This is a genomic window from Edaphobacter acidisoli (assembly GCF_014642855.1).
Taxonomy (GTDB): Bacteria; Acidobacteriota; Terriglobia; order Terriglobales; family Acidobacteriaceae; genus Edaphobacter; species Edaphobacter acidisoli.
The window spans coordinates 696,460-720,355 of the sequence record NZ_BMJB01000001.1 but is presented as its reverse complement, the minus strand read 5'-3'; the positions used below and the strand labels follow the sequence as shown (position 1 = coordinate 720,355).

General features: G+C 62.1%; 24 protein-coding genes. 13 read left to right on the top strand and 11 right to left on the bottom strand.

The features are described 5' to 3' along the window. Position 1: 1 nt before the first annotated feature. A complete protein-coding gene (locus IEX36_RS02905) occupies positions 2 to 862 on the bottom strand; it encodes an ABC transporter permease (RefSeq protein WP_188757822.1) in 861 nt (286 codons plus the stop codon). A 63-nt stretch (positions 863 to 925) separates the two neighbouring features. On the opposite strand from IEX36_RS02905, the gene IEX36_RS02900 reads away from it, so the two are divergent. Continuing rightward, positions 926 to 2,170, top strand: coding sequence for a glycosyltransferase WbuB (locus tag IEX36_RS02900; protein ID WP_188757821.1), 1,245 nt, complete (start codon positions 926 to 928; stop codon positions 2,168 to 2,170). On the opposite strand, the gene IEX36_RS02895 is transcribed toward IEX36_RS02900, so the two are convergent. The 6 genes from IEX36_RS02895 to thrC form a co-directional block, all read right to left on the bottom strand. Further along, on the bottom strand, positions 2,162 to 2,920 hold the full coding sequence (locus IEX36_RS02895; protein WP_229668671.1) for a hypothetical protein: 759 nt from the start codon (positions 2,918 to 2,920) through the stop codon (positions 2,162 to 2,164). The two genes, IEX36_RS02900 and IEX36_RS02895, sit on opposite strands and share 9 nt — an antisense overlap. A gap of 16 nt (positions 2,921 to 2,936) precedes the next feature. Further along, the gene (locus IEX36_RS02890; protein ID WP_188759779.1) at positions 2,937 to 3,911 is read right to left on the bottom strand and encodes an ABC transporter permease; all 975 of its coding nucleotides are present in this window, start codon (positions 3,909 to 3,911) and stop codon (positions 2,937 to 2,939) included. Positions 3,912 to 3,925: 14 nt separating this feature from the next. Continuing rightward, entirely contained in the window at positions 3,926 to 5,326 is a 1,401-nt protein-coding gene (locus tag IEX36_RS02885; protein WP_188759778.1) for a hemolysin family protein, read from the bottom strand. Positions 5,327 to 5,478: 152 nt separating this feature from the next. After that, positions 5,479 to 5,811 (bottom strand): thioredoxin, encoded by a 333-nt coding sequence (gene trxA, locus IEX36_RS02880; protein WP_188757819.1) that lies wholly within the window; start codon positions 5,809 to 5,811, stop codon positions 5,479 to 5,481. 302 nt (positions 5,812 to 6,113) lie between these two features. Beyond that, complete coding sequence (thrB, locus tag IEX36_RS02875) at positions 6,114 to 7,022, bottom strand: homoserine kinase (RefSeq protein ID WP_188757818.1); 909 nt, start codon at positions 7,020 to 7,022, stop codon at positions 6,114 to 6,116. Further along, entirely contained in the window at positions 7,019 to 8,416 is a 1,398-nt protein-coding gene (thrC, locus tag IEX36_RS02870) for a threonine synthase (RefSeq protein ID WP_188757817.1), read from the bottom strand. Before thrC ends, thrB begins: the two co-directional genes overlap by 4 nt. 68 nt (positions 8,417 to 8,484) lie before the next feature. On the opposite strand from thrC, the gene modA reads away from it, so the two are divergent. The 3 genes from modA to IEX36_RS02855 all read left to right on the top strand — a co-directional run bounded on the left by modA (position 8,485) and on the right by IEX36_RS02855 (position 10,896). Beyond that, complete coding sequence (gene modA / locus IEX36_RS02865) at positions 8,485 to 9,249, top strand: molybdate ABC transporter substrate-binding protein (RefSeq protein ID WP_188757816.1); 765 nt, start codon at positions 8,485 to 8,487, stop codon at positions 9,247 to 9,249. A 212-nt stretch (positions 9,250 to 9,461) separates the two neighbouring features. Continuing rightward, entirely contained in the window at positions 9,462 to 10,148 is a 687-nt protein-coding gene (modB, locus tag IEX36_RS02860; RefSeq protein WP_188757815.1) for a molybdate ABC transporter permease subunit, read from the top strand. Next, on the top strand, positions 10,138 to 10,896 hold the full coding sequence (locus tag IEX36_RS02855; protein WP_229668670.1) for an ATP-binding cassette domain-containing protein: 759 nt from the start codon (positions 10,138 to 10,140) through the stop codon (positions 10,894 to 10,896). Before modB ends, IEX36_RS02855 begins: the two co-directional genes overlap by 11 nt. A gap of 7 nt (positions 10,897 to 10,903) precedes the next feature. Here IEX36_RS02855 and IEX36_RS02850 read toward each other — a convergent pair whose 3' ends face one another. Next, a complete protein-coding gene (locus IEX36_RS02850; protein ID WP_229668669.1) occupies positions 10,904 to 12,007 on the bottom strand; it encodes a UDP-N-acetylmuramate dehydrogenase in 1,104 nt (367 codons plus the stop codon). 89 nt (positions 12,008 to 12,096) lie between these two features. Here IEX36_RS02850 and IEX36_RS02845 point away from each other — a divergent pair, with 89 nt between their 5' ends. From IEX36_RS02845 to IEX36_RS02820, 6 genes are all read left to right on the top strand, one after another. Then, positions 12,097 to 12,522, top strand: a complete 426-nt coding sequence (locus IEX36_RS02845) for a BrxA/BrxB family bacilliredoxin (RefSeq protein ID WP_188757814.1) — start codon at positions 12,097 to 12,099, stop codon at positions 12,520 to 12,522. A 52-nt stretch (positions 12,523 to 12,574) separates the two neighbouring features. Continuing rightward, positions 12,575 to 13,585, top strand: a complete 1,011-nt coding sequence (locus IEX36_RS02840; protein WP_188757813.1) for a sigma 54-interacting transcriptional regulator — start codon at positions 12,575 to 12,577, stop codon at positions 13,583 to 13,585. A 48-nt stretch (positions 13,586 to 13,633) separates the two neighbouring features. Then, entirely contained in the window at positions 13,634 to 14,488 is an 855-nt protein-coding gene (gene proC, locus IEX36_RS02835) for a pyrroline-5-carboxylate reductase (RefSeq protein WP_188757812.1), read from the top strand. A gap of 96 nt (positions 14,489 to 14,584) precedes the next feature. Further along, positions 14,585 to 15,487, top strand: a complete 903-nt coding sequence (locus IEX36_RS02830) for a COX15/CtaA family protein (RefSeq protein ID WP_229668668.1) — start codon at positions 14,585 to 14,587, stop codon at positions 15,485 to 15,487. A 33-nt stretch (positions 15,488 to 15,520) separates the two neighbouring features. Continuing rightward, positions 15,521 to 16,516 carry a UDP-3-O-(3-hydroxymyristoyl)glucosamine N-acyltransferase gene (gene lpxD / locus IEX36_RS02825; protein ID WP_188757810.1) on the top strand — a complete coding sequence of 332 codons (996 nt, stop codon included), beginning with the start codon at positions 15,521 to 15,523 and terminating at the stop codon, positions 16,514 to 16,516. A 50-nt stretch (positions 16,517 to 16,566) separates the two neighbouring features. After that, positions 16,567 to 17,406: an ATP-binding response regulator gene (locus IEX36_RS02820; protein WP_229668667.1), complete on the top strand. Its 840-nt coding sequence runs from the start codon at positions 16,567 to 16,569 to the stop codon at positions 17,404 to 17,406. Here IEX36_RS02820 and IEX36_RS02815 read toward each other — a convergent pair. Both IEX36_RS02815 and IEX36_RS02810 read right to left on the bottom strand, forming a co-directional pair. Further along, complete coding sequence (locus IEX36_RS02815) at positions 17,403 to 18,956, bottom strand: sulfatase family protein (protein WP_229668666.1); 1,554 nt, start codon at positions 18,954 to 18,956, stop codon at positions 17,403 to 17,405. The two genes, IEX36_RS02820 and IEX36_RS02815, sit on opposite strands and share 4 nt — an antisense overlap. Positions 18,957 to 18,984: 28 nt before the next feature. Next, a complete protein-coding gene (locus IEX36_RS02810) occupies positions 18,985 to 20,829 on the bottom strand; it encodes a beta-N-acetylhexosaminidase (RefSeq protein ID WP_188757809.1) in 1,845 nt (614 codons plus the stop codon). Between the two features lie 298 nt (positions 20,830 to 21,127). Here IEX36_RS02810 and IEX36_RS02805 point away from each other — a divergent pair, with 298 nt between their 5' ends. The 3 genes from IEX36_RS02805 to IEX36_RS02795 all read left to right on the top strand — a co-directional run bounded on the left by IEX36_RS02805 (position 21,128) and on the right by IEX36_RS02795 (position 23,384). Then, positions 21,128 to 21,481, top strand: coding sequence for a hypothetical protein (locus IEX36_RS02805; protein WP_188757808.1), 354 nt, complete (start codon positions 21,128 to 21,130; stop codon positions 21,479 to 21,481). 283 nt (positions 21,482 to 21,764) lie between these two features. Then, positions 21,765 to 22,436, top strand: coding sequence for a dTMP kinase (tmk, locus tag IEX36_RS02800; RefSeq protein WP_188757807.1), 672 nt, complete (start codon positions 21,765 to 21,767; stop codon positions 22,434 to 22,436). 75 nt (positions 22,437 to 22,511) lie between these two features. After that, positions 22,512 to 23,384, top strand: coding sequence for an aldo/keto reductase (locus IEX36_RS02795; RefSeq protein WP_188757806.1), 873 nt, complete (start codon positions 22,512 to 22,514; stop codon positions 23,382 to 23,384). Positions 23,385 to 23,395: 11 nt separating this feature from the next. Here IEX36_RS02795 and IEX36_RS02790 read toward each other — a convergent pair whose 3' ends face one another. Next, entirely contained in the window at positions 23,396 to 23,764 is a 369-nt protein-coding gene (locus IEX36_RS02790) for an RNA-binding S4 domain-containing protein (protein ID WP_229668665.1), read from the bottom strand. Positions 23,765 to 23,896: the final 132 nt, after the last annotated feature.

The window sequence follows — 23,896 nt, the reverse complement described above, 5'->3', positions numbered from 1 at the left end:
GTCAGAGCCCCGCAGTCAGGCGCGTGCGCGGGTCCATCAGGTCGCGCAGCGCGTCGCCGATGAAGTTGAAGCTGAGCACCGTCAGCATGACCGCCACGGCAGGAAAGAAGACCAGGTGCGGTGCGTCGAAGAGATGCGCGCGCGCGTCGTTGAGCATCGAGCCCCAGCTTGCGGCGGGCGGTGGCACGCCCAGGCCGAGGAAGCTGAGCGTTGCCTCGGCCAGCACGGCACCAGCCATGCCGATGGCTCCCTGCACGATGAGCGGCTGAAGGATGTTCGGCAGCACGTGCCGACACATGATGCGCAGGTCGCTCGCACCGAGCGCGCGTGCGGCCTCGACGAACTCGCGCTCCTTCACCGCCATCACCTGCGCGCGCACCAGACGCGCGTAGCCTACCCAGCCCGAGATCGCGAGCGCGAGGATGACGTTGCCCAACCCCGGCCCCATGAAGGCGACGAAGGCAATCGCGAGCAGGATTCCCGGCAGCGACATAAATGCATTCGTGACATAGATGTTCATCACCGTGTCGATCCAGCCACCGTAGAAGCCTGCGATGCCTCCTGCGACGAGCCCGATGGCGAGCGACAGGCCGACGACGCTGACCGAGACGATCAGTGAGATGCGTGCGCCGTAGATGGTGCGTGAGAGGATGTCGCGGCCAAGCGCGTCGGTGCCGAACCAGTGCGCGGGTGAGGGCGACATCAGGCGGCTGGTCAGGTTGAGCTGTGCCGGGTCGTACGGCGCCAGCCACGGCGCAAAGAGTGCGCAGGTGATGAAGATCACCAGCAGCACGAGCCCAAACGCGGCCAGCGGCTGCTGCCGCACGCGCTGGGCGATTCCAACCTGAAGGGTGTCGCTCATCCGTACCCAGAATGCAGTGCGGAGCGGCGGGAGCGCAAGCCCGGCTCCATTACACTCAGGTAAGTGCGAATCCTCATCTACGGCTTGAACTATGCGCCCGAGCTGACGGGCATCGGAAAATATACAGGCGAGATGGCCGCGTGGCTGGCTGCGCGCGGACACGAGGTGCGCGTGGTCGCCGCGCCGCCGTACTATCCAGCGTGGAGCGTGCGTGAGGACTACCGCGCGCGGCCTTATCGTGTGGAGCGCGAGCCGGGCGCGCCAACGGTATTTCGCGCGCCGCTGTATGTTCCCGCGAAGCCAACCGGGGTGAAGCGCGTGGCGCACCTGGCGTCGTTTCTTTTGGCCAGCCTGCCTGCGATGCTGCGACAGCTCTTCTGGAAGCCGGAGGTGGTCTTCACGGTCGAGCCCACGTTCTTCTGCGCACCGCTGGCGCTTGCGGCGGCGACGGCGACGGGTGCGGCCTCATGGCTCCATGTGCAGGACTTTGAGGTCGATGCAGCCTTCGACCTGGGACTGCTTCCGGCCAAAGGCTTCACGCATGACCTGGCTCTCGGGCTGGAGCGGGCGTTTACGCTGGGCTTCTCGCGTGTGTCGAGCATCTCGGCGAAGATGATCGAGCGCGCCGCCAGCAAAGGCGTCCCCGGCGACCGTATACGGCTGTTTCCAAACTGGGTGGATGTGGATGCTGTCTTCCCACAGGACCCGAGTATAGGCAATGTTTTTCTCCGTGAACTGGGGTTGGAGGGAAAAATAGTTCTCCTCTACTCGGGCAATATGGGGGCCAAACAGGGGCTGGAGCTGCTGGCGCCGCTGGCGCGGTCGCTTGAGCCGGACCCGCGCGTCCACTTCGTCTTCTGCGGCGATGGGGCGTTTCGCCCGCAGCTGGAGGGGCTCGTCGCCGGCCGCCCGAACGTGACCCTGCTGCCGCTTCAGCCCTTCGAGCGGCTGAACGATCTCTTGAATGCGGCGGACATCCACTTGCTGCCACAGCGCGCCGGGGCGGCGGACCTGGTGATGCCGTCGAAGCTGACCGGAATGCTTTCGAGCGGCCGGCCTGTTATCGCCACGGCTGATGCGGGAACGCAGGTCGCGCATGTTGTCGAAGGCAGCGGCCCGGATGAGGCCTGCGGGCTCGTGGTTCCTGCTGAAGACAGCGCTGCGCTTCACGCCGCGGTGGCCCTGCTCGTCGAAAACGCTGCGCTCAGGCAGAGACTCGGCGCCAATGCGCGCGCGTATGCTGTCGAGCACCTTGGCCGCGACCAGGTGCTCGAAGCATTCGAGCGTGAGCTTCAGGAGTTAGCGTGAGGCGCGGTCTGCGTCGAAGCGCACCGAATCCAGAATCGCCTTCATGCGGTTGCGGACCGAGTTCAGCTCGTCGGGCGTGATGTCGCGCACGCCGCTCACATCGCCGCCGCAGTAGGTGTTGATCACCATATCGAAGCGGTAGCAGGCGTTGCCGCGCATGGCCGTGAAGATCTCATCGCGCGCTTCGGTGCAGATGACACCGTGCTGATCGTAGCCATGCTCGAAGGTCACACCGTCAATCGTGGCCGTGCCGTTCCTGCGTGGAGACAGCTTTGTCGCCTGCGTGCTGCACTGCGCCGCGGAGATGTCCGGCGTCACGCTGAAGTAAAACAGAGCGCCGCTGAAGGTGGATGTGGGATGCGGGTTGAAATCGATCGTCGCCACGGCGCGCATCCTGGTGCTGCGCAGCGCGCTGCGTGCGTCGAGGTTGAAGGTGCTGACGCTGGAGTCTTTGCGGGTCAGCTCCCACGCTACCGGAACTGTGAACGAGACGCCGTAGTGCTCGTCGTGAAACTCGCGCGAGGGCGGCGTTGTGGGGTCGGGCACGGTTGCCTGCGCGCGCATCTCGAGGGTCGACAGAGCGCCGGTAAAGGGGTTGTTCTGCACGGGACTGCTGGTCGTAGTCGTGGCAGGTGTCTCAGACCGGTGCGGTCCGGTCTGGGTTTCGACCGTTGCGGCAAGCGCAACACAGGGCAGAGAGCACATCAAGACAGCAGGTACAAAAGCTCGGACAAGTCGTAGGGATCTCATAGTGTCCTTCGATTGCCTATTGGCTGGAAATCCGCGGATTAGCTATCGTGTAAGCCACGTCGGTCAGCAGGTTGATCAGAACGTACGTCAGACCAACCGCGAGGATGCAGCCTTGTACTAAAGCATAATCGCGGTTTGAGATGGCGGACAAGGTCAATCTCCCGATTCCCGGCCAACTAAAGATAGTTTCCGTCACAATAGCTCCTGCAAGCAGGCTGCCAAACTGAAGACCGATGATGGTCAAAATAGGAATCAGCGCATTTCGCAGTGCGTGGCGGTAAACAACCTGTCTTTCGGGCAGCCCTTTGGCACGTGCCGTGCGAATGTAATCCTGGCTCAGCTCCTCCAGCATGGCAGTGCGAACCATGCGTGTCAGGATTGCCGAGAGCCCCAGCCCAAGTGTGATGGCCGGTAAGATTAGATGCGCGAGAAAGCTTGTGGCGGTGCCATCGCCCGCTCCCGAAACCGGCGTCCAGCCAAACTGAATTGAGAAGATCAAAATCAGAATCGGCCCCAGTGCAAAATTAGGAAACGACAGCCCTACCAGCGAGAGCACGCCCGCGGTGCGGTCCTGCCAGCGGTTCAGGTGCACGGCGGACCAGACGCCCGCAGGCACGGAGAAGCCAATGCCAAGCAGGAGCGCAGTTAGCGTCAGGGCCAACGTGTAGGGATAGCGTTGCAGGACAAGGTGCGTTACCGAATCATGCAGGCGCAGCGACTGGCCCATGTCGCCATGGATCAGCCCACTCCAGTAGCGTATGTACTGCGTGTGCAGCGGCGCATCGAAGCCATACGCATGGCGCAGTGCGGCAACGTTCGATGCCGTTGCGCCCTCGCCGAGCATCTGTACGATGGGGTCGCCGGGCACGATGTGAATCAGCAGAAAGACAATCGTCACCACAATCCACACCACGGGCAGCGTTAGCAAAACGCGGCGCAGAGGCGACCAGAGATGGAACCACTTGCGCCGTCTCAGTGGATACACTGGCATGGTTTGCAGTGTGCTCATGCGCTCGCTTCCCTGCTTCCGGCTGGCGTAGGCACGGATGGTGAAGCAGAAGGCAGTGTCTCCACGTTGACGCGTGCAATGCGGCGGCCCGCCATCTCGGCCACGGTGAAGCGGCGGCTTCCATATTCGACAACCTCGCCCACTTCCGGGATATGTCCAAGCTGCGCCAGCAGAAATCCTGCCAGCGTCTCGGCTCCACTCTCCCGTGGAAATCCCCAGTGGAGCTGCGTGTCGAGATCGCGCAGGGTCGTCGTGCCGTCGAGCGACATGACGCCCGCTGTCTGCGGCTGCAACGACTTGGACGCGATGTCGAACTCGTCCTCTAACTCGCCAACCAGTTGCTCGATGGCGTCCTCCGCCGTCACGAGGCCTACGGTGGTACCGAACTCATCGACGACGATGGCGATGTGGCGGCGCGTCTCCTGAAACTCCTGCAGAAGCTCCATCGCGGGCTTCGTCTCCGGCACGACAACCAGCGCACGCATCACCTGGCGCAGTGTCAAGCCGGACTCGCCTTTGCCTCCCAGCGCCAACGCTACGCTGCGAAAGTGCATCAGCCGCGAGATGTCCTTCGAATAGACGATGCCGATGATGCGCTCCGGCCCGCCCGCCGGATCGTAGACGGGCACGCGCGAGTGCTGCTCCTCGACAATCCGCGCGCTGGCCTGCTCGATGGAGAGATTGGCAGGCAGCGAGAATATCTTGCCACGCGGCGTCATGATCTCGCGCACTGTGACGTGGTTCAGCTCGATAGCGCGGTGGATGATTTCTTCCTGAAAGACCGGCAGCAACCCCATGCGGCGCGTGGCTGTCGCGATCAGCTTCAGCTCCTGCGGCGAGTGCACGGCGCCTTCTCCACGCAGCGGCGCGCGAAACAGCCTGAGCACCTGCGTGGCCGAGGCGTTCATCAACGCGATCACAGGCCGCGTGATGCGGATGAAGACGTCCATCGGCCCGGCAACGGCAAGCGCGATGCGCTCCGTGCGCTCGAGCGCCAACGCCTTTGGCACAAGCTCGCCCAGCAGCACCTCGAAGTACGTGATGAGCGCAAAGGCGAGGATGACCGCAATCGTATGCGCGTAGACAACTGCGTGCGCAGGCAGCGCCTGGAGAAGGCCCTGCCCGGCGTGAAGGATGACTTCGGCCAGCGCAGGCTCGCCAATCCAGCCCAGTGCAAGCGCAGCCAGCGTGACGCCAAGCTGGACCGCGGGCAGAAAGTCGTCGATGTTGTGCTTGAGCTGCAGAACGGTGCGCGCGCCGGGCCGCCCCAGCGAGATCCACTGCTGCACGCGCGTCTCGCGCACGCTGACAATGGCGAACTCCGCGGCGACAAAGAAGCTGTTGGCCAGAATGAAGAAGGCCACCATCATCACGCGGAAGAACACCCACTCGAGCATTACTGACAAGTGTAACGGCTATTCACCCGCGCCAGCCGAAGACGCAGCAGACACAAAGAAGACCGCGGATTTGCGCGGATGACACGGATTTTTTATTGGATTGATCCGTGTTCTCCGCGTGAATCCGCGGTCGCATCTTTTGCTTCAGAATCCTAAGCCAGGACCTTGATCACCGATTTGTCGATGGTGTCCTTGGGGACGTACCCGACGATCTGCTCGGCGACCTTGCCACCCTTGAACAGCAACAATGCAGGAATACCGCGAATGCCATAGCGCATGGGCGTGGCCGTATTGGCGTCAACGTCCATCTTCATGACCTTCAGCTTGCCGTGGTACTGGGAAGCGACCTCATCCACCACGGGCGCCAGTGCACGGCACGGACCGCACCAGGCAGCCCAGAAGTCCACCAGTACGGGCTCTGCCGACTGGAGAACATCTTTTTCAAAGTTTGCATCGTTTACATCGGTGACATACTGTCCTGCCATTTTTCCTCCAAAGTTGCGTGTGACCCCGAGGCACCCGTTCGGGGCTGGGCAATCTTCACAATAATAGATGCAGAAAGGCTTTGGTAGTTTCAGGCGGGAAAAAGTTCGCAGGCTTAAAGAGCAAACGCCCGGACCTCTAATGAAAGAGGTCAACGGGCGGCGTAGCAGCCCTCCCCAGAACTGCCCACACGCATAAGGTACGGATGTTTTTTCATCTCGTAAAGCAATCTTAGGTAACAGATAAAACGTGTTACTTTGTTTGTATCTTCACAATCGATGGCTTATTGCTGATAAACCAAGATTTAGCCTTGAATTGATGCCTGAGCGATGAAAGTGTGGAGTATTTCAAGACTGGGATCATTTGCAGCTTCACGAATCACTTCAGGCAACTTTCCAGCCGCGTTTGCATCCTCGGCGATGACAAGCACCGAAGGTCCCGCCCCGCTGAGGGCAATGCCCAGCACTCCGGGATGCCCATTAAGTGGCAGAAGCAGCTTCAGCAGCGGACACGCCTCCATGCGATAGGGCTGGTGAATACGGTCCTGCATCGCTGTGCGTAGAAGCTCAGGACGGTTCTGCGCGAAGGCCGCGACCAGCAAGGCCGTGTTCTGGATGTTGGCGACCGCGTCGGCGCGGGTGTAAGCAGGCGGCAGGAGCGCCCTGGCCTTTTCCGTGGCCAGGCTGGCAGATGGCAACGCTAACAGCAAGTGCCAGTTAAGATTTTCTCCACATGTAGCTGTAACTACATGGTTTTTATGCATAGCAGAAGCCGTCATGCCGCCCAGCAGGCAAGCAGCTACGTTGTCAGGATGTCCTTCACGGTGGCAGGCCTCTTCGAGGATCTGCTGCTTCGTCCAGCCCAGATGTCCAAAGTGGTTGGCGAGCATCACTCCGGCCAGCAGCGCTGCCGCGCTGGAGCCGCAACCCATCCCCAGGGGAATCTCGTTGTGGATGTCGAGGCTCAGGTACGGAATCGACTCGCGCCCCGCCGCCGTCAGCACCTCGTCGTAGGTGCGCAGGATGAGGTTGTTCTTGAGATGAGCGCACTGGTCAGCATTCCGGCCCGTCGCCTTGATGTGAAAGTCTTCGGCAACCTTCGCGTCGATGGTCAGGTAAAGCCCCATCGCGAGGCCAAGCGCGTCGAACCCCGGCCCCAGATTGGCCGAGGTCGCGGGCAGACGAAGATGGAGCGGACTGGCTGCTGCCGTCATGCGGGCTGCGTCACCTTCATGTGAGACTCAAGCGTTTGCATCACCACGTCGGGGTTCGGCTCCAGCACAATCGGCGGCTTGCGCAGGCCCGCGTGCAGGGCCTTGTCCGCTGCGCTGATCTGCGCCTCCTCGGCTTCGGTGAGCAGCTCGCCGCGGTGGTAGTCGATGGTGTAGTTCGAGTCCTTGAGCGTGTGGCCGGTCAGGATGAGCACGACGCGCTCCTCGGGCGAGACCTTGCCCAGCGCGACCAGCTTCTTGAGGCCGGCATACGTTACGGCAGAGGCCGGTTCGCATCCGACGCCCTCGGCGCCGATCTGTGCCTTGGCCAGCGCGATCTCCTGCTCGGAGACCTGCTCGCACCAGCCGCCGAGCTTGTCGATCACGTTGGCCGCCTTGCGCCACGAGGCCGGATTGCCGATGCGGATCGCCGTCGCGCGCGTGTCCGCCGTCACCGGGCGCATGATGCGGTTGGTGTCGTTGAACCAGCGGTAGAGCGGGTTCGCGCCTTCGGCCTGAATGACGCTGATCTTCGGCGCGCGCGAGATGAGGCCCAGATGGCGCATCTCCATGAAGCCTTTGCCGAGAGCCGACGAGTTCGCCAGATTGCCGCCGGGCACGATGATGTGGTCCGGCACCTGCCAGTCAAGCTGCTCCAGCATCTCGAACGCCGGCGTCTTCTGCCCTTCGAGACGATACGGATTCACCGAGTTCAATAGATAGATCGGAAAGCGCGAGACCAGCTCCGTCAAGATGCGCACGCAGCCATCGAAGTCCGTCTTCAACTGCACAGTCAGGGCGCCGTAGTCCATCGACTGCGACAGCTTGCCCCAGGCGATTTTGCCCTCGGGGATGAACACAATCGAGCGCAGCCCGGCGCGCGCGGCGTAGGCGGCCATCGCGGCAGAGGTATTGCCGGTCGAAGCGCATGCAACCCACTCGTAGCCACGGTCGGCCGCAACCGAAAGCGCAGCCGTCATGCCCGTGTCTTTGAACGAGCCGGTAGGATTCATGCCCTGATGCTTGGCGCGGAGCCATTCGATGCCGACAGCTTTCGCACAGCGCGGCATCTCGTAGAGCGGCGTGTTGCCCTCGCGCAACGTGACGACATTCTCCGGCTTCGAGACAATCGGCAGCAGGTCGCGGAAGCGCCACACACCCGACTGATCGATGGGCAGGGTCGAGTTGCGCCGCTCCTGCCACAGCCAGCGGAGCGCGCTCGCGTTGGGAAGATTGTGCTCCGGGCCGGACGCGGGCCGCGTCACGTTCTCCGACCACGGGTAGACGACGTCGTAGAGGCCGTTGCACTTCGGGCAGCGGAATATGCTGTTGACTTCGTCGCCGGTAATCACCGTGCCGCACTCGGTGCATCTCAGGTTATGGGTCGCAGATTTCATCGTGTCCCTCTAGGGTAACGTAAAGAAGGAGCAAGACAAAGACGTCTCGCGGGGAGGTTGTTCAAACCATGACGGTGCTGATCGTTGGCCTGCTGATGCTGAGTACGTTGTTCGGCGCGCGCCCCGCCGCAGCGCAGAATGTGCTGCGGGTTGCGGCGGCGGCGGACCTTCAGACTGTGCTCCCGGCGCTCAGCGCAGACTATGAGAAGGCGTCCGGAACAAAACTCGAAATCAGCTACGCCTCCTCGGCCACGTTGGCCACGCAGATTATGAACGGGGCGCCGTTCGATATCTTCCTCGCCGCCGATTATTCTTTTCCCGAGAAGGTCGTCGCCGCCAACCTGGCCGACACGCGCGACCCCACTGCTTATGCTCGTGGAACGCTCGTCCTGTGGGCGCGCAAGGACTCGCCTTTGCAGCCGCTCAGCATGGAGCGGCTGACCGATCCGCGTGCCCAGCGCATCGCCATCGCCAATGAGTTCCATGCGCCCTACGGCCGCGCCGCCGTGGCCGCTCTGCACTGGCTGAAGCTCTACGACAAAGTTGAGCCGCATCTGGTCGTCGCAGAAAACATCGCGCAGACCGCGCAGTTCGTCGAAACCGGCAATGCGCAGCTTGGCCTGATCTCGCTGACCGTAGCCGCCACGCCGCACTTCCGCGAAGTCGGCACGTACGTCCTCGTGCCGACTTATGCTTATCCCGAGATTCGCCAATGCGCGGTCGTCATGACCAAGTCGCCACACAAAGATGAAGCGCACGCCTTTCTCCACTGGCTGCTCACACCAGCCGTTCAAGACCGCCTGAAGGACCTCGGCCTCGCCCCAGTGCAGTAAGGCGTAACACCGATTTGCACCGACGACACCGATTTAAAAGCGACCACGGATTTCAGGGATGATCGCGGACAAAACAATCCGCGCTTATCTGCGTTTATCCGTGGTTTGCTTTAAAGGTTTGTTTTTAAATCGGTGTCGTCGGTGCAGATCGGCGTTAAGCCTTCCGCCATCACCACGCTCATCATGCTGCACTTTGCAATAGACTGGCCAGTATGGATTTCGACGCGCTCTGGCTGACCATGCGGCTGGCGGTGGCGACAACGGCCATCCTGCTGGTGGCATCGCTTCCGCTGGCCTGGTGGATTACGCGCAGCCACAGCGCCGGCCGCGCACTCGTCCAGGCCATCGTCGCGCTGCCGCTGGTGCTGCCGCCAACCGTGCTCGGCTACTACCTGCTCATCGCCATGGGCCCGCTCACCGCACCGGGACGCCTGCTGATCCGCATCTTCGGACATCCACTCAGCTTCACCTTCACCGGCCTGCTCATCGGCTCCGTGCTCTACAGCCTGCCGTTCGCGGTGCAGCCGCTGGTAGCGGGATTTTCTTCCGTGGATGCGGGCTACATCGAAGCCTCCGCCGGCCTTGGCGCATCGCCGTGGAAGACCTTCTGGAACGTCGTCATGCCGCTCACACGCGCATCGCTGTGGACGAGCGCGGTACTCGCCTTCACCCACACCGTCGGCGAGTTCGGCGTCGTGCTGATGATCGGCGGCAACATCCCCGGAGCCACTCGCACGCTCTCCATCGCGCTCTACGACCAGGTGCAGGACTTCAATTACGCAGCAGCCAACCGCACCGCGCTGCTGCTGCTCGTCATCGCGCTCGTCGCGCTGCTGGTGATCTATCTGCTGCCCAGCCTGCGCAGGATGGACGGAAGGCAGGCCGACATTGTCCGCTAATATTCCGCCCGCTAGCGCACCCGCCATTCTCGAAGCGAAGCTGCAACACAGCATCGGCGGACTTCTGCTCGATGTAAATTTCACGCTGACGAAGCCGTGGAGCGTCCTCTTCGGTCCATCCGGCAGCGGAAAGACAACTCTGCTGCGCGCCATCGCGGGATTCGTCGAGCCCGACAGCGGCCACATCGCGCGCGGCGACACGGTGCTCTTCGATTCATCATCGAACCACGCACTCCCGCCGTATCTCCGCTCCATCCGCAGCGCGGCTCAGACAGCGCGTCTCTTCCCCCACAAAGACGTGCGCTGGAACATCCTCTACGGCAATGGCTGGCTGACAAGACCTCTGGACGCCTCACAAATCGCCGAGCAGACGATGGCGCTGTTCCGCATCGACAAGCTCGCAGGCAGAATGCCCGCCGATCTCAGCGGAGGTGAAAAGCAACGCGCATCCGTAGCCCGCGCCGTCGTCTCGGCAATTACGTTCTCCGGCACCGGCACTCCCCTGCTGCTGCTCGACGAGCCATTCTCCGGCCTCGACGCCGCACTGCGCGACGATCTACTGGCTGAGTTGCGCGAGTGGCTTGATCGCTGGAAGGTGCCCGTGCTCTCCGTCACGCACGATATCGGCGAAGCATTTCAACTCGACGCCGAAGTCCTCAAGCTCGCTGAAGGCCGCATCGTCGAACAAGGCCCAGCCGAGGCCGTCCTCGCCACCGAACGCATTCGTCTGCTCTCGCGCCTCGGCTGATTGCAGCTCAGCTTACATTCACCGGCTCCTGCTCCAGCTCCACGCCAAACCGCCGCCGCACCTCCGCGCGAATCGCATCGCGCAGCGCCTCCACATCCGCCGCCGTCGCATGGCCGCGATTGATCAGCGCCAGCGTGTGACGCGAAGAGATTCCCGCCTCGCCCATCGAGAAGCCTTTGACGAATCCCGCATGTTCCAGCAGCCACGCCGCAGCCAGCTTCACCTTGCCCACGCCCGCGGGCCAGTGCGGAACCTTCTCGATCGGCACGCCAACGCTGGAAGCAATCCCGGCCAGTACACTCTCCGGCACCACCGGGTTCTTGAAGAACGACCCCGCACTCCGGCAGTCGGCCTCGCCGTCCACGATCAACATCCCTTTGCCGTGCCGAATCTCGCGCACTGCGTGGTAGACCTCGAGCGGCGTGGGCGTCGCACTTGCACCGAAGTGGCGCTGAAGATCGGCGTAGCTCAGGTTGGGCCGCGCACTGCGATCGAAGAGAAAACTCACTGCCGTCACGATGTAGCGGCCGCGATGCGTGCTGTTGAAGATGCTGTGTCGATAGCTGAACCCGCACTGCTCGCGCGAGAGCCACACGAACTCGCGCGTCTCCAGATCCAGCACGCGAACGCGAGTGATCGTGCTCGCGACCTCCTGCCCGTAAGCCCCGACGTTCTGCACGGGCGTGCCGCCCACGCTGCCGGGAATCCCAGCCAGGCACTCGATGCCGCTGATTCCCTGCTCGCAAATCTGATGAACAAAGCTATTCCAGTCCAACCCGGCCGCAACGGTGTATTCCACAAAACTGGCGTCATCCTTCACCTCAGTGGGCGCGTTCAGCGCAATGTGAATCACCAGCCCGTCAAACCCGCTGTCGCTGACCAGCAGGTTGCTGCCCCCGCCCAGCACGAAGGTCCCAATCCCCTCCCGGGAGGCAAACTCCACCGCGCCAAGCAGCTCGTCCTCCGACCTGACCTCGGCAAAGCAGCGGGCAGACCCTCCAACCCGAAAGGTGGTATACCCTGCGAGGGGAACGGACTCCTGTATCTGCAGCTCGGTGTGCGCCACACCCTGACTGTACACGACTGCCTCTGCACTTTCGCGTACTTTCATGATTCGAAAAGCGATTGTGCCAGAACTGGCCTCTAGAACTCGAAACCCGTAGAATCGAAGCAGGCAAACATTGCCGCAAAGAGGACCGAATGTATCCAGAGATTATGGTGATTCCGATGCGCGAGGAGCTGACCCGCGCAGGCATTTCCGAGGCCCGCACGGCAGCCGAAGTCGACACAGCCATCTCCCAGCCCGGAACCACAATGGTCGTGGTGAACTCCATCTGCGGCTGCGCTGCCGGCAAGATGCGTCCCGGCGTCCGCCTGGCTCTCCAGCACGCCACCAAACCCGACCACTCGGTCACGGTCTTCGCCGGACAGGACCGCGACGCCACCGAGCGCGCCCGCAGCTACTTCGGCGGACACCCGCCCACCTCGCCCGCCATCGCCATCCTGCGCGACGGCCAGCTCGTCTACCTGATGCAGCGCTCGGCCATTGAGACCTCGACCGCGCCCGCCATTGCACAGGAGCTCTCCCGCGCCTTCGATACTTATTGCGCGAAGACCTCCGCATAAAAATTAACAAAAACTCAACTGGCCGCCGGTTCTGCCGATGTAACAAGTACTTATGTCCACATCGGCTCATCCAGCGGCCTTTCCTGTCCCCGCTCTACGCGAAGTTCCCTGCGGTCTCGGAGAATTTGCTGCCATCGGCAGCGCCAACCCGCTTCCGATGGTCGGCAGCGGCGCCGCAATGCAGCGGCTGCGCCTGCAGGTCCGGCGCATCGGCCCATACTTCCGCACCGTGCTGATTGGCGGCGAGCCGGGATGCGGCAAGGAACTCGCGGCACGCGCCCTGCACTGCGCCAGTCCAGGCGCGGCCGGTCCGTTCGTCGTCTGCCACTCCGCCACGCTCGGCGACCAGGCGATTGAAGGCGCCGAAGCAGGCTACCGCATCGCTGAGTTGATGAAGATGGCTGCACGCGGCACGCTCTTCTTCGATGGCATCGACGAGATGCCGCTCGAAGCGCAGGGCCGTCTGCTGCGCGTGCTGCGCCGGCATGAGTGGGCGCAGGATGGTCTCGCCGCTCCGGCGAAGCTTGATCTGCGCATGGCCGCCTCCGCCAGCCAGGACCTGCGCGTGCTCGTCTCCGCCGGCCGCTTTCGGCAGGAGCTCTACCATCGCATGGCGACCTTGACCATCGCGCTGCCGCCGCTGCGCGAGCGCGCTGAAGACATTCCCGAGCTCGCCTCGCACTTCCTCGCGCGGTTTGCGCGGATGTACTCGAAGGGCGTCGAGCGCATCTCGACTGAAGCGATGAAGATGCTCGAGAGTCATTTCTGGCCCGGCAACGTGCGAGAGATGGAGAGCGTCATGCGCAACGCCGTCCTGTTGAGCGAAGGCCCTGTGCTCGAAGCGCAGGCGCTGCCGGAGTTCGCTGAAGCCAGCATTGAATCGCTGACCGCAGCGCGCCTCGGAGGAAGCGAGCGGCTCGACGATGTGGTCGAACAGCATGTCCTGCACGTGCTCAAAAGCTGTGCCGGAAACAAGTTGCGCGCCGCCGAGGTCCTTGGCATCAGCCGCTCGACGCTCTACCGCATGCTCGAAGGCCATGCCGAACCGGCGGAGATTTCCTAGCCAGCGCCATCGCTCGTTCCGGCGCGGCGGTCTGATAGCCTTGTCTACATGAGCGACGAAACGTATGCAGTGGAAACGCCTGCTCCGGCGATGCCGGGCGTGCGGGTAGCAATTCTGGGCACGGGCAAGATGGGCGGCATCCTGCTCCAGGCCTTCTTGAAGAACAACCTGGTCGCCGCAGACCATGTCTTCGCCACGGTCCACCACCCCGACCGCGCGCAGGCCCTGTCCGCGCAGTTCGGTGTCGAGGTCACGACCGACAACCTCGCCGCGGCGCAGCAGGCCGACATCATCCTGCTCGGCGTCAAGCCCATTCAGGTTCCCGGCGTCATCGAGCAGATCAAGCCTGCGCTCAACGCCGGTAAGCTCGTCGTCTCCTTCGCCGCGTCGGTAAAGACGCGCTCGATCGAAGACGCGGCAGGATGCGATCTCGGCGTCATCCGCGCCATGCCGAACACACCCGCGATGCTCGCCGCCGGCGTCACCGCTGTGTGCGCCGGACGCTTCGTCACCCCTGAGCAGATGGCCGCTGCGCAGCGCATCTTCAACACCGTCGGCCGCACCGTCGTCGTCGATGAGAAGCACATGGATGCCGTAACCGGCCTCTCCGGTTCCGGGCCCGCATTTCTCTACATCGTCATCGAAGCGCTTGCTGAAGCTGGCGTCAACGTCGGCCTGCCGCGCGATGTTGCCACGCTGCTCGCGGCGCAGACGACGCTTGGCTCCGCGAGGATGGTGCTTGAGACCGGCTATCATCCGGCGCTACTCAAAGATGCCGTCACCACGCCCGCGGGCTGCACCGTGGACGGCATTCTCGAGCTCGAAGAAGGCGGACTGCGCGTCACGCTGATCAAAGCCGTCAAGCGCGCAACGCAGCGCGCGAAAGAGCTGGCCAACGGCTGAACGATAACCGGGCGGCGGCCTATTCATGCGGCTGCCGCCGCATCGCCCGCGTAAAATAAAAGCATGGCAACAGCTTCAGCGGTCCGTGTAAGACGCGTGCCCAAAGCGCTCGTGCGCTATGCGTGGGTCGTCGTGGCCTACAACATCCTCGTCATCCTCTGGGGAGCGGTTGTGCGCGCGTCCGGCTCCGGCGCGGGCTGCGGCGACGACTGGCCGCTGTGCAACGGAGACTTCGTCCCGCATCATCCGCGACTGGCGACGATGATCGAGTTCGCCCATCGCCAAAGCACCACCGTTGCAACAATACTCATCATCGGCCTGGTCGTCTGGACGTTTTATTCCGCCAGGCGCGGAGATCGTGTACGCCGCGCTGCGATTGCTTCTACCGTCTTTCTCGTGACCGAGGCGCTGCTCGGTGCAGTGCTCGTGCTGCGCGGCTACGTGCTGAACAACATCTCGACTGCGCGCGTCGTCATGCAGTCGATCCACTTCACCAACACGCTGCTGCTGCTGGCTTCGCTTACGCTAACGGCGTGGTGGCTCAACGACAGCTTCCGTGCGAGCACGTCTCCGCGCGAGCAGAAGCTCTCCGGCCCCGCATGGCTGGCCGTGATTGCGACCATCGTCATGGGCGCAACCGGCTCGATTGCCGCGCTCGCCGACACGCTCTTCCCTTCTCCGACGCTGCGCGCTGCCTTCGCCTCTGACTTTGCCGCCAGTTCGCCCCTGCTCATCCGAATGCGCTGGATGCATCCGGCGGCAGCTGTCATCGGCGCGTGCTGCGTCCTGTGGCTCGTGGTCAAATCCCGGTCGCGCCTCGGCTCAATCGTCGCGGCACTACTGGCATTGCAATTCGTGCTGGGCGTCGGCGATGTTTTGCTACTCGCACCCACGTGGATGCAGGTGCTGCACCTGCTTGGAGCGGACCTCTACTGGGTTGCGCTGGTCTGTCTCGCAGCAGAAGCGCTCTGGAGGCACAGCGCTGTCTCTGCCGAATAGCAACCACCGCACGCAGCTTCTATAATCCCCACCATGAAGCTAGCTAACCTGGCCGAGCATCTTGGGGCCGCGCTGCACGGAGACCCCGAAGCCCAGATCAACCGCGTCGCCGGTCTCGAAACCGCAGGCGCAGGCGATCTGACCTTTGTCGCCAACCCCAAATACGCGGCGCTGGCCCGCACCACCAAGGCCACAGCGGTCCTCGTCGAGCCAGCGTTTCCGGAGATCTCCGCCGCCACGCTGCGCATCGAAAATCCCTATCTCGCCTTCGCGCGGGCGATTGAGTTGTTCTATCAGTCGCCAGCATATCCGCCGGGAATCCACTCCACCGCCGTCATCGCACCGACAGCAAAGATCGGCGCCAACGCGCACATCGGCGCCTACACCGTCATCGGCGAGCACGTCGTCATCGGCGATAACGCGACAATCTTGCCGCATGTGGTCATCTATCCGCACGTGCGCGCGGGCAACAACCTCTTCGTTCACGCCCATGCCGTCATTCGCGAACACTGCCAGCTAGGCGACGGCGTCGTTCTGCAGAATGGCGCAATCGTCGGGGCTGATGGCTTCGGTTTCGCCAAGCAGGGTGACCAGAGCTGGTACAAGATTCAACAGTCCGGCCCGGCTGTGCTCGAAGACTCCGTCGAAATTCAGGCCAATGCGACCATCGACCGTGCCTCCATCGGAGAGACGCGCGTTCGCGCCGGGGCAAAGATCGACAACCTCGTCCAGGTCGGGCACGGCTCCACGGTGGGCGAAAATACGCTGCTTTGCGCGCAGGTCGGCCTGGCCGGATCGACCCATGTGGGCAAAAACGTCATCCTGGCCGGACAGGTGGGCGTGGCGGGGCACTGCACGGTCGGCGACGGCGCGATTGCCACTGCCCAGAGCGGTATTCCCAACGATGTCGAGCCCGGAAAGGTCGTCAGCGGCTACCCGGCGGTCGATAACAGGCAGTGGCTCCGGTCGGTCGCGCTGGTCAACCGGCTGCCGGAACTCCTTCGCGATCTAAAATCTACGAGAAAATAATCATCTTTTGGCTTACTATTTCTATCGACGCAGCATCGAAGCAGAAGAGGATGATGATAGAGCCGCCGGACCTCCCCCCCAGCGCGTCGCTCGACGCTGTGCCCGCGGGCACGTCCCGTGTTCGTGTGCTTTTGCTCGACGACGAGCCAGCCAACCTGCACCTGCGCGCCGCCATCCTGCGCCAACATGGTTATGAGTGCGTGCCTGCCTCCACGATCGAAGAGGCCACCGAGCGCTTCAACGACATCGACATCGCCGTGCTCGATTACCACCTCGGCGCTGGACAGTTCGGCACGGAGGTTGCGAATTTGCTGCGCCGCCGACGTCCGTACGTGCCCATCATCATTCTCTCGGCAACGCTCGACCGATACTTCGGCGGCGTCGAGGACATGCACCTGCTCAAAGGCCACAGCTCGGTCGAAGACCTGCTCGCCGCGCTCAGCTCGCTCGAAGCCAAACGCCGCGGCGCGCCCGTGGTGGTCGACGCGCGTGACTTCTACTACTCGCGTATCTCGCTGGCCATCGGCTCCGACGTGCTGGTACAGATCTTCGACGACCGCGGCATCTGGCAGTACTGCAACGACGCCGTCGCCGAGTACCTCGACAAGCCACGCGACTGGTTCCCCGGCCGCTCGGTCTTCGACGAGATGCCGACGCTCATGCGAGACTGGCGCGACGTGCTTCAGTCGGTAACGCTGACGCGCGAGACGTACATCGACCGCACGCGCCGAGGGCTGCTCAACCAGCCTCGCGATGGCGAACTGAACGTGACCTGGAGCGTGCTCGCCTTCCCCATCACCTTGCACGACGGTCGCAGCGGAGTCGTGCTGACGGCACGCATCATCGCAAATCTGCCTGCGCGCATCTCACCGCTGCTTCCGTTCAACTAATCATACGAACCCAGCGGCCACATCTTCACGGGCAAACCCGACGTGTCCTTGTAGCTCTCGCGCAGTTGCTTCAGTTGAGCGACAAGGTCCTGCGTGACCTGCTCGTATGCAGGATGCACCTTGTAGCCGCTCCACTTGAACAGGCTCTCCATCTCGTCGGGGTCCTTCTCCAGATCGAACAGCTCCCACTCGTTGATCGTGTAGTAGCTGATGAGCTTGTACCTGTCGGTGCGGATGCCGTAGTGCGGCATCACCCAGTGCGGCGAAGCGAGCTCGTAGTAGTGGTAGTAGAAAGACTTTCGCCAGTCCGCGGGCGTCTCGCCTTTGAACAGCGGGACGAGACTCCTGCCCTGCATCGACGCGGGCACTTCGTGGCCCACCAGGTCGAGCACCGTTGGCGCATTGTCGATGTTGACCACCCAGTCGCTGCGCACGCTGCCCGGCTTCACCATGCCGGGATAGCGAACCATCCACGGCACGCGAATCGCCTGCTCGTACATGAAGCGCTTGTCGAACCAGCCGTGGTCGCCGAGGAAGAATCCATGGTCACAGGTGTAGACGACGATGGTGTTCTCAGCAAGCCCGGACTTCTCCAGAAACTCCAGCAGCTTGCCGACGCTGTCGTCCTGCGCGCGCAGTGTGCCGAGGAAGTGCTCCATGAACTTCTGATAGTTCCATTGCTTCCGCTGCCGTCCCGTCAGGTCGCTCGGCGGATGAAAGTCAGGCATGTTCTCGATGCGCATCCTCGCCTCGCGCGCAGGAGCGGCGCGGTGCGAGTAGTCGTCCCAGAAGGTCGCAGGCTCGGGAATGCGCACGTCGTCGTAGATGTGCTCGTACTTATGCGGCGGATCAAACGGACGATGGTCGTTGAAGAACTGCACCATCATCATGAACGGCGAGCCGGTATCACGAATCTCCTCGATGCCCTTGATGACCAGGTCGGTGACGTTGTCGGTGATGTATCCCGGATACGTCGCCTTCACGATCTCCTTGCTGCCCAGGCTGGGGTTTTTGAAGTAACCGCTCTCCTCGTAGTAGGGTCCGCCCGCTCCGTTCTTGTAGACGAAGTAGTCGAAGCCACACTCGCCGGGATTGGCCGGCAGATGCCACTTGCCGACTGTGCCGGTCTTGTAGCCCATCTGCTGCAGCAGCTTCGGGAACGTCAACTGCGATGCGTCGAAGTGCGCGGGCGTCTCCTGGTCGATGGTGTCCTGCGGGTTCGTCGTCATGCCGTTCACGTGCGTATACGTGCCGGTCAGCAGCGTGGCGCGGCTGGGAGCGCAGAGCGCGTTCGTCGTGAAGCTGTTCTCAAAGCGCATCCCTTCGTTGGCGATGCGGTCGATGTTTGGCGTCTTGATGAGCGTGCTGCCGTAGCAGCTCAGTGCCGCAGTCGGCACGCCCTCGCCTGTAATCCACAGAATGTTCGGCTTCGACGACCGCGCTGCAGGAGCCTTCGCAGACGCAGCGGCTGCCGCTGGTGCGCCCGGTTCAGCCGATGCCACGGAAGAAAATAAGGCGGAGCCAAGTGCGGCCCCGCCTAACTGTTTCATCGCTTCTCTTCTGGAGATTGCGTTCTTCTCAATGCCCATTCCCGTCCCCATGCCCGCTCCAATTGAATTCCGCCGTCAGTTGCCGCATGTAGCGAGCCTCCGCCGGTGCGCTCACGCGTCCATCCTTCAAGATAGTGACGACACGCAAGCGTACTTCCTGGCCCGGGTTCAAGGCAATCGAAAACGGCCCGGCGTATTGCTTCGACGACGTTGTTGGATAGCTGCCATCGAGCGTGTAGTACATCGTTGAGTCAGCAAGCGGACTCGTCAACGTAACCGGCACTTCGGCATCGTTCGTAATCGTGTCCTTCAGCTCAAGCGGGCCGGGAATGAAGAAGGAGATGTTTCGCGCCTCAAGCCTGGGATACTGATTGCGCGTGCGCTGCTCGAAGCCTTTCCAATCCTTCTGCTCGGGCGCAGTCCACGCGATCTCCGACAGGGCGAGCGTGCGCGGGAACAGCCGCCACCAGGCAAGCTCGGGCGTCGGAACCTTCTCCGCCCACAGGCAAGCCTCCGTGCCCAACACGCTTCCCTTCTGATCGGGAACCAGTTGCTCGATGCCGGGATCGTAGTCATAGGCCTTCTGGAGCGGAATGAGCCCGCCATACGAATTTGGCTCATACGGGTCCTGCGCCTGATTCATATTGAAGTAGGTATAGCCTTCGGGAGCCATAATCACGTTATTGCCATGCACGACGGCAGCAACGCCGCCGAAGGTCCCGCGCCACGACATGATGATAGCGTTCTGCGAAACACCACCGGCAAGCGCCTCGTCCCATGCAATCATCGTGCGGCCATGCTGCTTCAGGTAGTCCTCGATGCGCCGGTCAATCCATCCCTGCAGCGCATGCGCATCGGCGAGATTGTTCTTGTGCATCACATCCTGTGCGACCTGCGACGCATTCCACGCACGCGGTGAAACCTCATCGCCGCCAGTGTGAATGTACTGACTCGGGAAGAGCTTGATCACCTCATCGAGCACGTTTTCGAGGAACGTGAAGGTCTGCTCGGTCGGGCAGTAGACGCCGCCGGAGATAGGCTTGCAGGCCAGCTCCGGATACGCCACCAGCGCCGCAGAAGAGTGGCCGGGAATTTCGATCTCCGGAACGATCTGCACGTAGCGCTTCTTCGCATACTCGACGACATCACGGATCTCTTTCTGCGTGTAGAACTGGCACGACCCTGTACCGAGCGGATGCTCCTCATCTCCGCACGAGCCCACCTCGGTCAGCTTCGGATACTTCTTGATCTGAATGCGCCATCCCTGGCCGTCCACCAGGTGCCAGTGAAACGTATTCAGCTTGTACGCAGCCTCCACGTCGATGAGCTGCTTGATGAACGACACCGGAAAGTAGTGCCGCGAAGTATCGAGCATCAGCGCGCGATAGCCATACTGCGGCTTATCGGTAATCTGCGCCTGCTGGATGGCGTTCGCACTGCCGGTCGCAGCCGGAAACATCTGCTCCAGCGTCTGAACTCCATAGAAGAGTCCCGCGCCTGCATTGGCCGTAATCGTAATGCCCGAGCCAGTCACGGTGAGGTGATACCCCTCAGGCCCGATCGACGTGTCGTTCGCTCCGGTCGAGAGCTGAATCGCCGCATCGTCCGCCTTCCTGACGATGTGCGTCGCAACTCCGCGCTGCTTGAGAAAATCTTCAAGAAAATCAGCGGCGTTCCGCGAGTCTTCTCCTGAAACAGCAATCTTCACATTCGTTGGCAGCGTGTAGGTCGCGCCCGATGCGTTGACCGAAAGCGGTTCGGGAACGATGCCGAGTTGCTGCGGAGAAATCCCTGAGGTGGGTGCGGCCTGTCCAAAGACAGATGGAACCAATGCAGCGGAAAGAACCGCCGTCCAGACAAAATAACGCTTCACGCTTGTCTCCTCTTCCAGGTGTGGGCCTCTGGTTTTTCCGAGTGAATCCGGTGAACCGGATGCCAGGAAAAACTTAGGCACAGCTTGCGATGAACCAGAGCAGTTATAGAATTTCACCGAGAATATTAGCAACGAAAAGTAACATTACGCAATGGTTCGTAAGCCGCACCCACAACGCACCGAACATACTTATTGCAGACGTTGCGCAGCAGCAAAGTTCTCCCAAAGCTTCGCCCTCATTCTTCCCTGATGGGCGCAACGGCTTGAGCAGAGCGGTAACTGATAGTCTTAACTTCGTATGGGCCCTCTACGCGTCGCAGTTCTTATCGCTCTGCTTCTGCCGCTCGCCGGCTGCAAATCGCCTTATGTTGCCGCCACCATCAGCAACCACACCAGCCAGCCCATTGACCTGCTCGAGATGGACTACCCCAGCGCCAGCTTCGGCACACAGAGCCTTGCACCTGGAGCAGACTTCCACTATCGCTTCAAGATCATCGGCTCCGGCAACGTCAGCATCACCTACACGACGGCGAATTTTCACGACAAAAAATCTACAGGCCCATTTCTAAAAGAAGGCGACGAGGGGCCGCTCGAGGCGATCATTCAGCCTGACGGCGTCCGTTGGGTTCCAATCCCGGCGAAACAGCCCTGATCGTCTGCTCCGCTCAATCGATGTCCGAGGCCCTGTCTTTCCTTGGCCCCTCCCCCACAAACGGGTGCGGGTTCTGGCGCTTGCGTCTCCGATTGTCTCCCGACACAAGCATGAAGGTAGGAATAGCAATGGCACATGCAAGCATGCAGATGAAGATCATGATCTACCTTCCTTTCGTTCCATCGCAAAAGACCCCGTTCGACACCGCTGCGACAAAACCAGCGGCACTCGAACGATACTCCTGCTTAAGATGCCGTTCATCACGCTGAGGTAAGCTGTCTTTATGGCGCGCGGATTTTTCATTACCTTTGAAGGCCTTGACGGCTCCGGCAAGACAACTCAGCTACGCCGTCTGGCCGCATCTCTTGAAGCCGAAGGCAATACCGTCGTCACGCTCCGCCAGCCGGGCAGCACACCGCTCGGCGACCGTATCCGGTCGATCCTGCTCGACTCCCGCTCCGAGTCGACGCTCGGCCCGATCGCTCCGCTCACCGAGATGGCGCTCATGTTCGCCGACCGCGCGCAGGCCATCCACGAGGTCATCCTGCCCGCGCTCGCCGCCGGCAGCATTGTGCTCTGCGACCGCTTCACCGACTCGTCAGAGGCATACCAGGGCGCAGGGCGCGGACTCGGCAGCCAGCGCATTCTGGAGATGCATGCCGCAGCCTGTGACAATCTTCAGCCTGACCTGACCATCCTGCTGCTACCCTCGCTCGAAGCCTCGCTCAAACGCGCACGACGACGCAATCAGCGACACAGCACCAAAGGCTCCGACGAAAACCGCTTCGAGAGCGAGTCCGACGACTTCTACCGCCGCATCCATGCCAAGTACGAAGAGATCGCCGCGCGCGAACCTCACCGCGTCTTCCCTATCCGCGACGATGCATCGATTGAGCAGATTCAGACGCTTATCCGTGAAGTCGTCGCCACCCGCCTCGCACTGCCCGTCGGTTGAAATATTCAATCGGCTGCTCAGGTTGGCCTTTGCAATGAATCAGGCGTATCCTCTCTTCAATAATCGAGGTGCGCCATGCTCAGGAGAGACTTCCTTCGCAAGACCGCTACCGGCATCAGCGCGGCGTGGCTAGGACGCAAAACATCGCTTGCCGCCGTACTCGCCTTCGACGCGCCTACGCGCAAATACACCGCACACGATACCGTTACGCTGGGCAAAACCGGCATTCGCACCAGCCGGCTTGCGATGGGTACCGGCACCATCGGCGGCGGTGGCCACTCCAACCAGACACGCCTTGGCATGGACCCGTTCACACGCCTGCTGCTCGATGGCTACCACGATAACGGACTGCGCTTCTTCGACACCGCCGACTCCTACGGCAGCCATCCCTATGTCGCTGCCGCGGTCAAACGGCTACCGCGCGACAAAGTCACCATCCTCACCAAATCCGACCACCGCGACCCGGCCGCCATGCGCGCCGACCTCGATCGCTTCCGCCGTGAGCTCGGTGTCGACTACATCGACATCCTGCTCATCCACTGCGTCACCGAAGACGACTGGACCACGCGCTACCGCGGCATCATGGACGTGCTCTCCGAGGCGAAAGAGAAAGGCATCATCCGCGCACATGGCTGCTCCTGCCACTCCATCGAAGCGCTGCGCGCAGCCGCCGCGTCGCCGTGGGTCGAAGTCGATCTCGTCCGCCTGAACCCCATCGGCTCGCACATGGACGCAGACCCCGCGACCGTCATCGGCGTCATCAAGCAGATGCGCGCTTCCGGCAAAGGCATCATCGGGATGAAGATTCTCGGCCAGGGCGACCTGCGCCGTCGCCAGTCCGAAGCAATTCAATACGCGCTCAACAGCGGCGTCCTCGACGCTTTCACTATTGGAGCCGAATCACGCGAAGAGCAGGACGACCTCACCCACCGCATCGCCGCTGCATAGATCAACAACGCCTACCCACGTCCGCGGACACGATTCAACGTTCTCCGGTCGCGCTTCGTCGGGCGTCCGCCCTCCCACGTCGATTCGTATATCGGCATCGACTTTCGAGCCTCGGCAAGCGTTCTTCGTTGCTCCCTGCTCGCATCCGTCTCCCGATACATCGTCTGCGCCACCGCCGCAGGCCCACGCACTTCGCTCACCCCAAGCACCTCGACGACAAACTCGCCGCTCTCGTTTTTCACGCGCAGCATGTCGCCCACCTTCACATCGCGCGAAGCCTTGGCCACCACCGTGCCCGCCTGCACGCGCCCCAGCTCGCAAGCCTTCGCAGCCAATGCCCGCGTCTTGAAGAACCGAGCCGCCCACAGCCACTTGTCCATCCGCACCGTTTCCATCGCCCTATTTTATCGACCCGCGCGCAGCGTCTCCGCACTCCTTTTTAGATCGGTTCCAGCTCGGTGAAATCTGCGCAAATTGGTGTTAAGCCTTTCGCCCAAGGAATCCACTGCGGC

What these genes read in the sequence shown, in the direction of transcription:
- IEX36_RS02905 (WP_188757822.1), bottom strand. Translation starts at nt 862, where the DNA reads ATGAGCGACACCCTTCAGGTTGGAATCGCCCAGCGCGTGCGGCAGCAG.
- IEX36_RS02895 (WP_229668671.1), bottom strand. Translation starts at nt 2,920, where the DNA reads ATGAGATCCCTACGACTTGTCCGAGCTTTTGTACCTGCTGTCTTGATG.
- IEX36_RS02890 (WP_188759779.1), bottom strand. Translation starts at nt 3,911, where the DNA reads ATGCCAGTGTATCCACTGAGACGGCGCAAGTGGTTCCATCTCTGGTCG.
- IEX36_RS02885 (WP_188759778.1), bottom strand. Translation starts at nt 5,326, where the DNA reads ATGCTCGAGTGGGTGTTCTTCCGCGTGATGATGGTGGCCTTCTTCATT.
- trxA (WP_188757819.1), bottom strand. Translation starts at nt 5,811, where the DNA reads ATGGCAGGACAGTATGTCACCGATGTAAACGATGCAAACTTTGAAAAA.
- thrB (WP_188757818.1), bottom strand. Translation starts at nt 7,022, where the DNA reads ATGACGGCAGCAGCCAGTCCGCTCCATCTTCGTCTGCCCGCGACCTCG.
- thrC (WP_188757817.1), bottom strand. Translation starts at nt 8,416, where the DNA reads ATGAAATCTGCGACCCATAACCTGAGATGCACCGAGTGCGGCACGGTG.
- modA (WP_188757816.1), top strand. Translation starts at nt 8,485, where the DNA reads ATGACGGTGCTGATCGTTGGCCTGCTGATGCTGAGTACGTTGTTCGGC.
- modB (WP_188757815.1), top strand. Translation starts at nt 9,462, where the DNA reads ATGGATTTCGACGCGCTCTGGCTGACCATGCGGCTGGCGGTGGCGACA.
- IEX36_RS02850 (WP_229668669.1), bottom strand. Translation starts at nt 12,007, where the DNA reads ATGAAAGTACGCGAAAGTGCAGAGGCAGTCGTGTACAGTCAGGGTGTG.
- IEX36_RS02845 (WP_188757814.1), top strand. Translation starts at nt 12,097, where the DNA reads ATGTATCCAGAGATTATGGTGATTCCGATGCGCGAGGAGCTGACCCGC.
- IEX36_RS02840 (WP_188757813.1), top strand. Translation starts at nt 12,575, where the DNA reads ATGTCCACATCGGCTCATCCAGCGGCCTTTCCTGTCCCCGCTCTACGC.
- proC (WP_188757812.1), top strand. Translation starts at nt 13,634, where the DNA reads ATGAGCGACGAAACGTATGCAGTGGAAACGCCTGCTCCGGCGATGCCG.
- lpxD (WP_188757810.1), top strand. Translation starts at nt 15,521, where the DNA reads ATGAAGCTAGCTAACCTGGCCGAGCATCTTGGGGCCGCGCTGCACGGA.
- IEX36_RS02820 (WP_229668667.1), top strand. Translation starts at nt 16,567, where the DNA reads ATGATGATAGAGCCGCCGGACCTCCCCCCCAGCGCGTCGCTCGACGCT.
- IEX36_RS02815 (WP_229668666.1), bottom strand. Translation starts at nt 18,956, where the DNA reads ATGAAACAGTTAGGCGGGGCCGCACTTGGCTCCGCCTTATTTTCTTCC.
- IEX36_RS02805 (WP_188757808.1), top strand. Translation starts at nt 21,128, where the DNA reads ATGGGCCCTCTACGCGTCGCAGTTCTTATCGCTCTGCTTCTGCCGCTC.
- tmk (WP_188757807.1), top strand. Translation starts at nt 21,765, where the DNA reads ATGGCGCGCGGATTTTTCATTACCTTTGAAGGCCTTGACGGCTCCGGC.
- IEX36_RS02795 (WP_188757806.1), top strand. Translation starts at nt 22,512, where the DNA reads ATGCTCAGGAGAGACTTCCTTCGCAAGACCGCTACCGGCATCAGCGCG.
- IEX36_RS02790 (WP_229668665.1), bottom strand. Translation starts at nt 23,764, where the DNA reads ATGGACAAGTGGCTGTGGGCGGCTCGGTTCTTCAAGACGCGGGCATTG.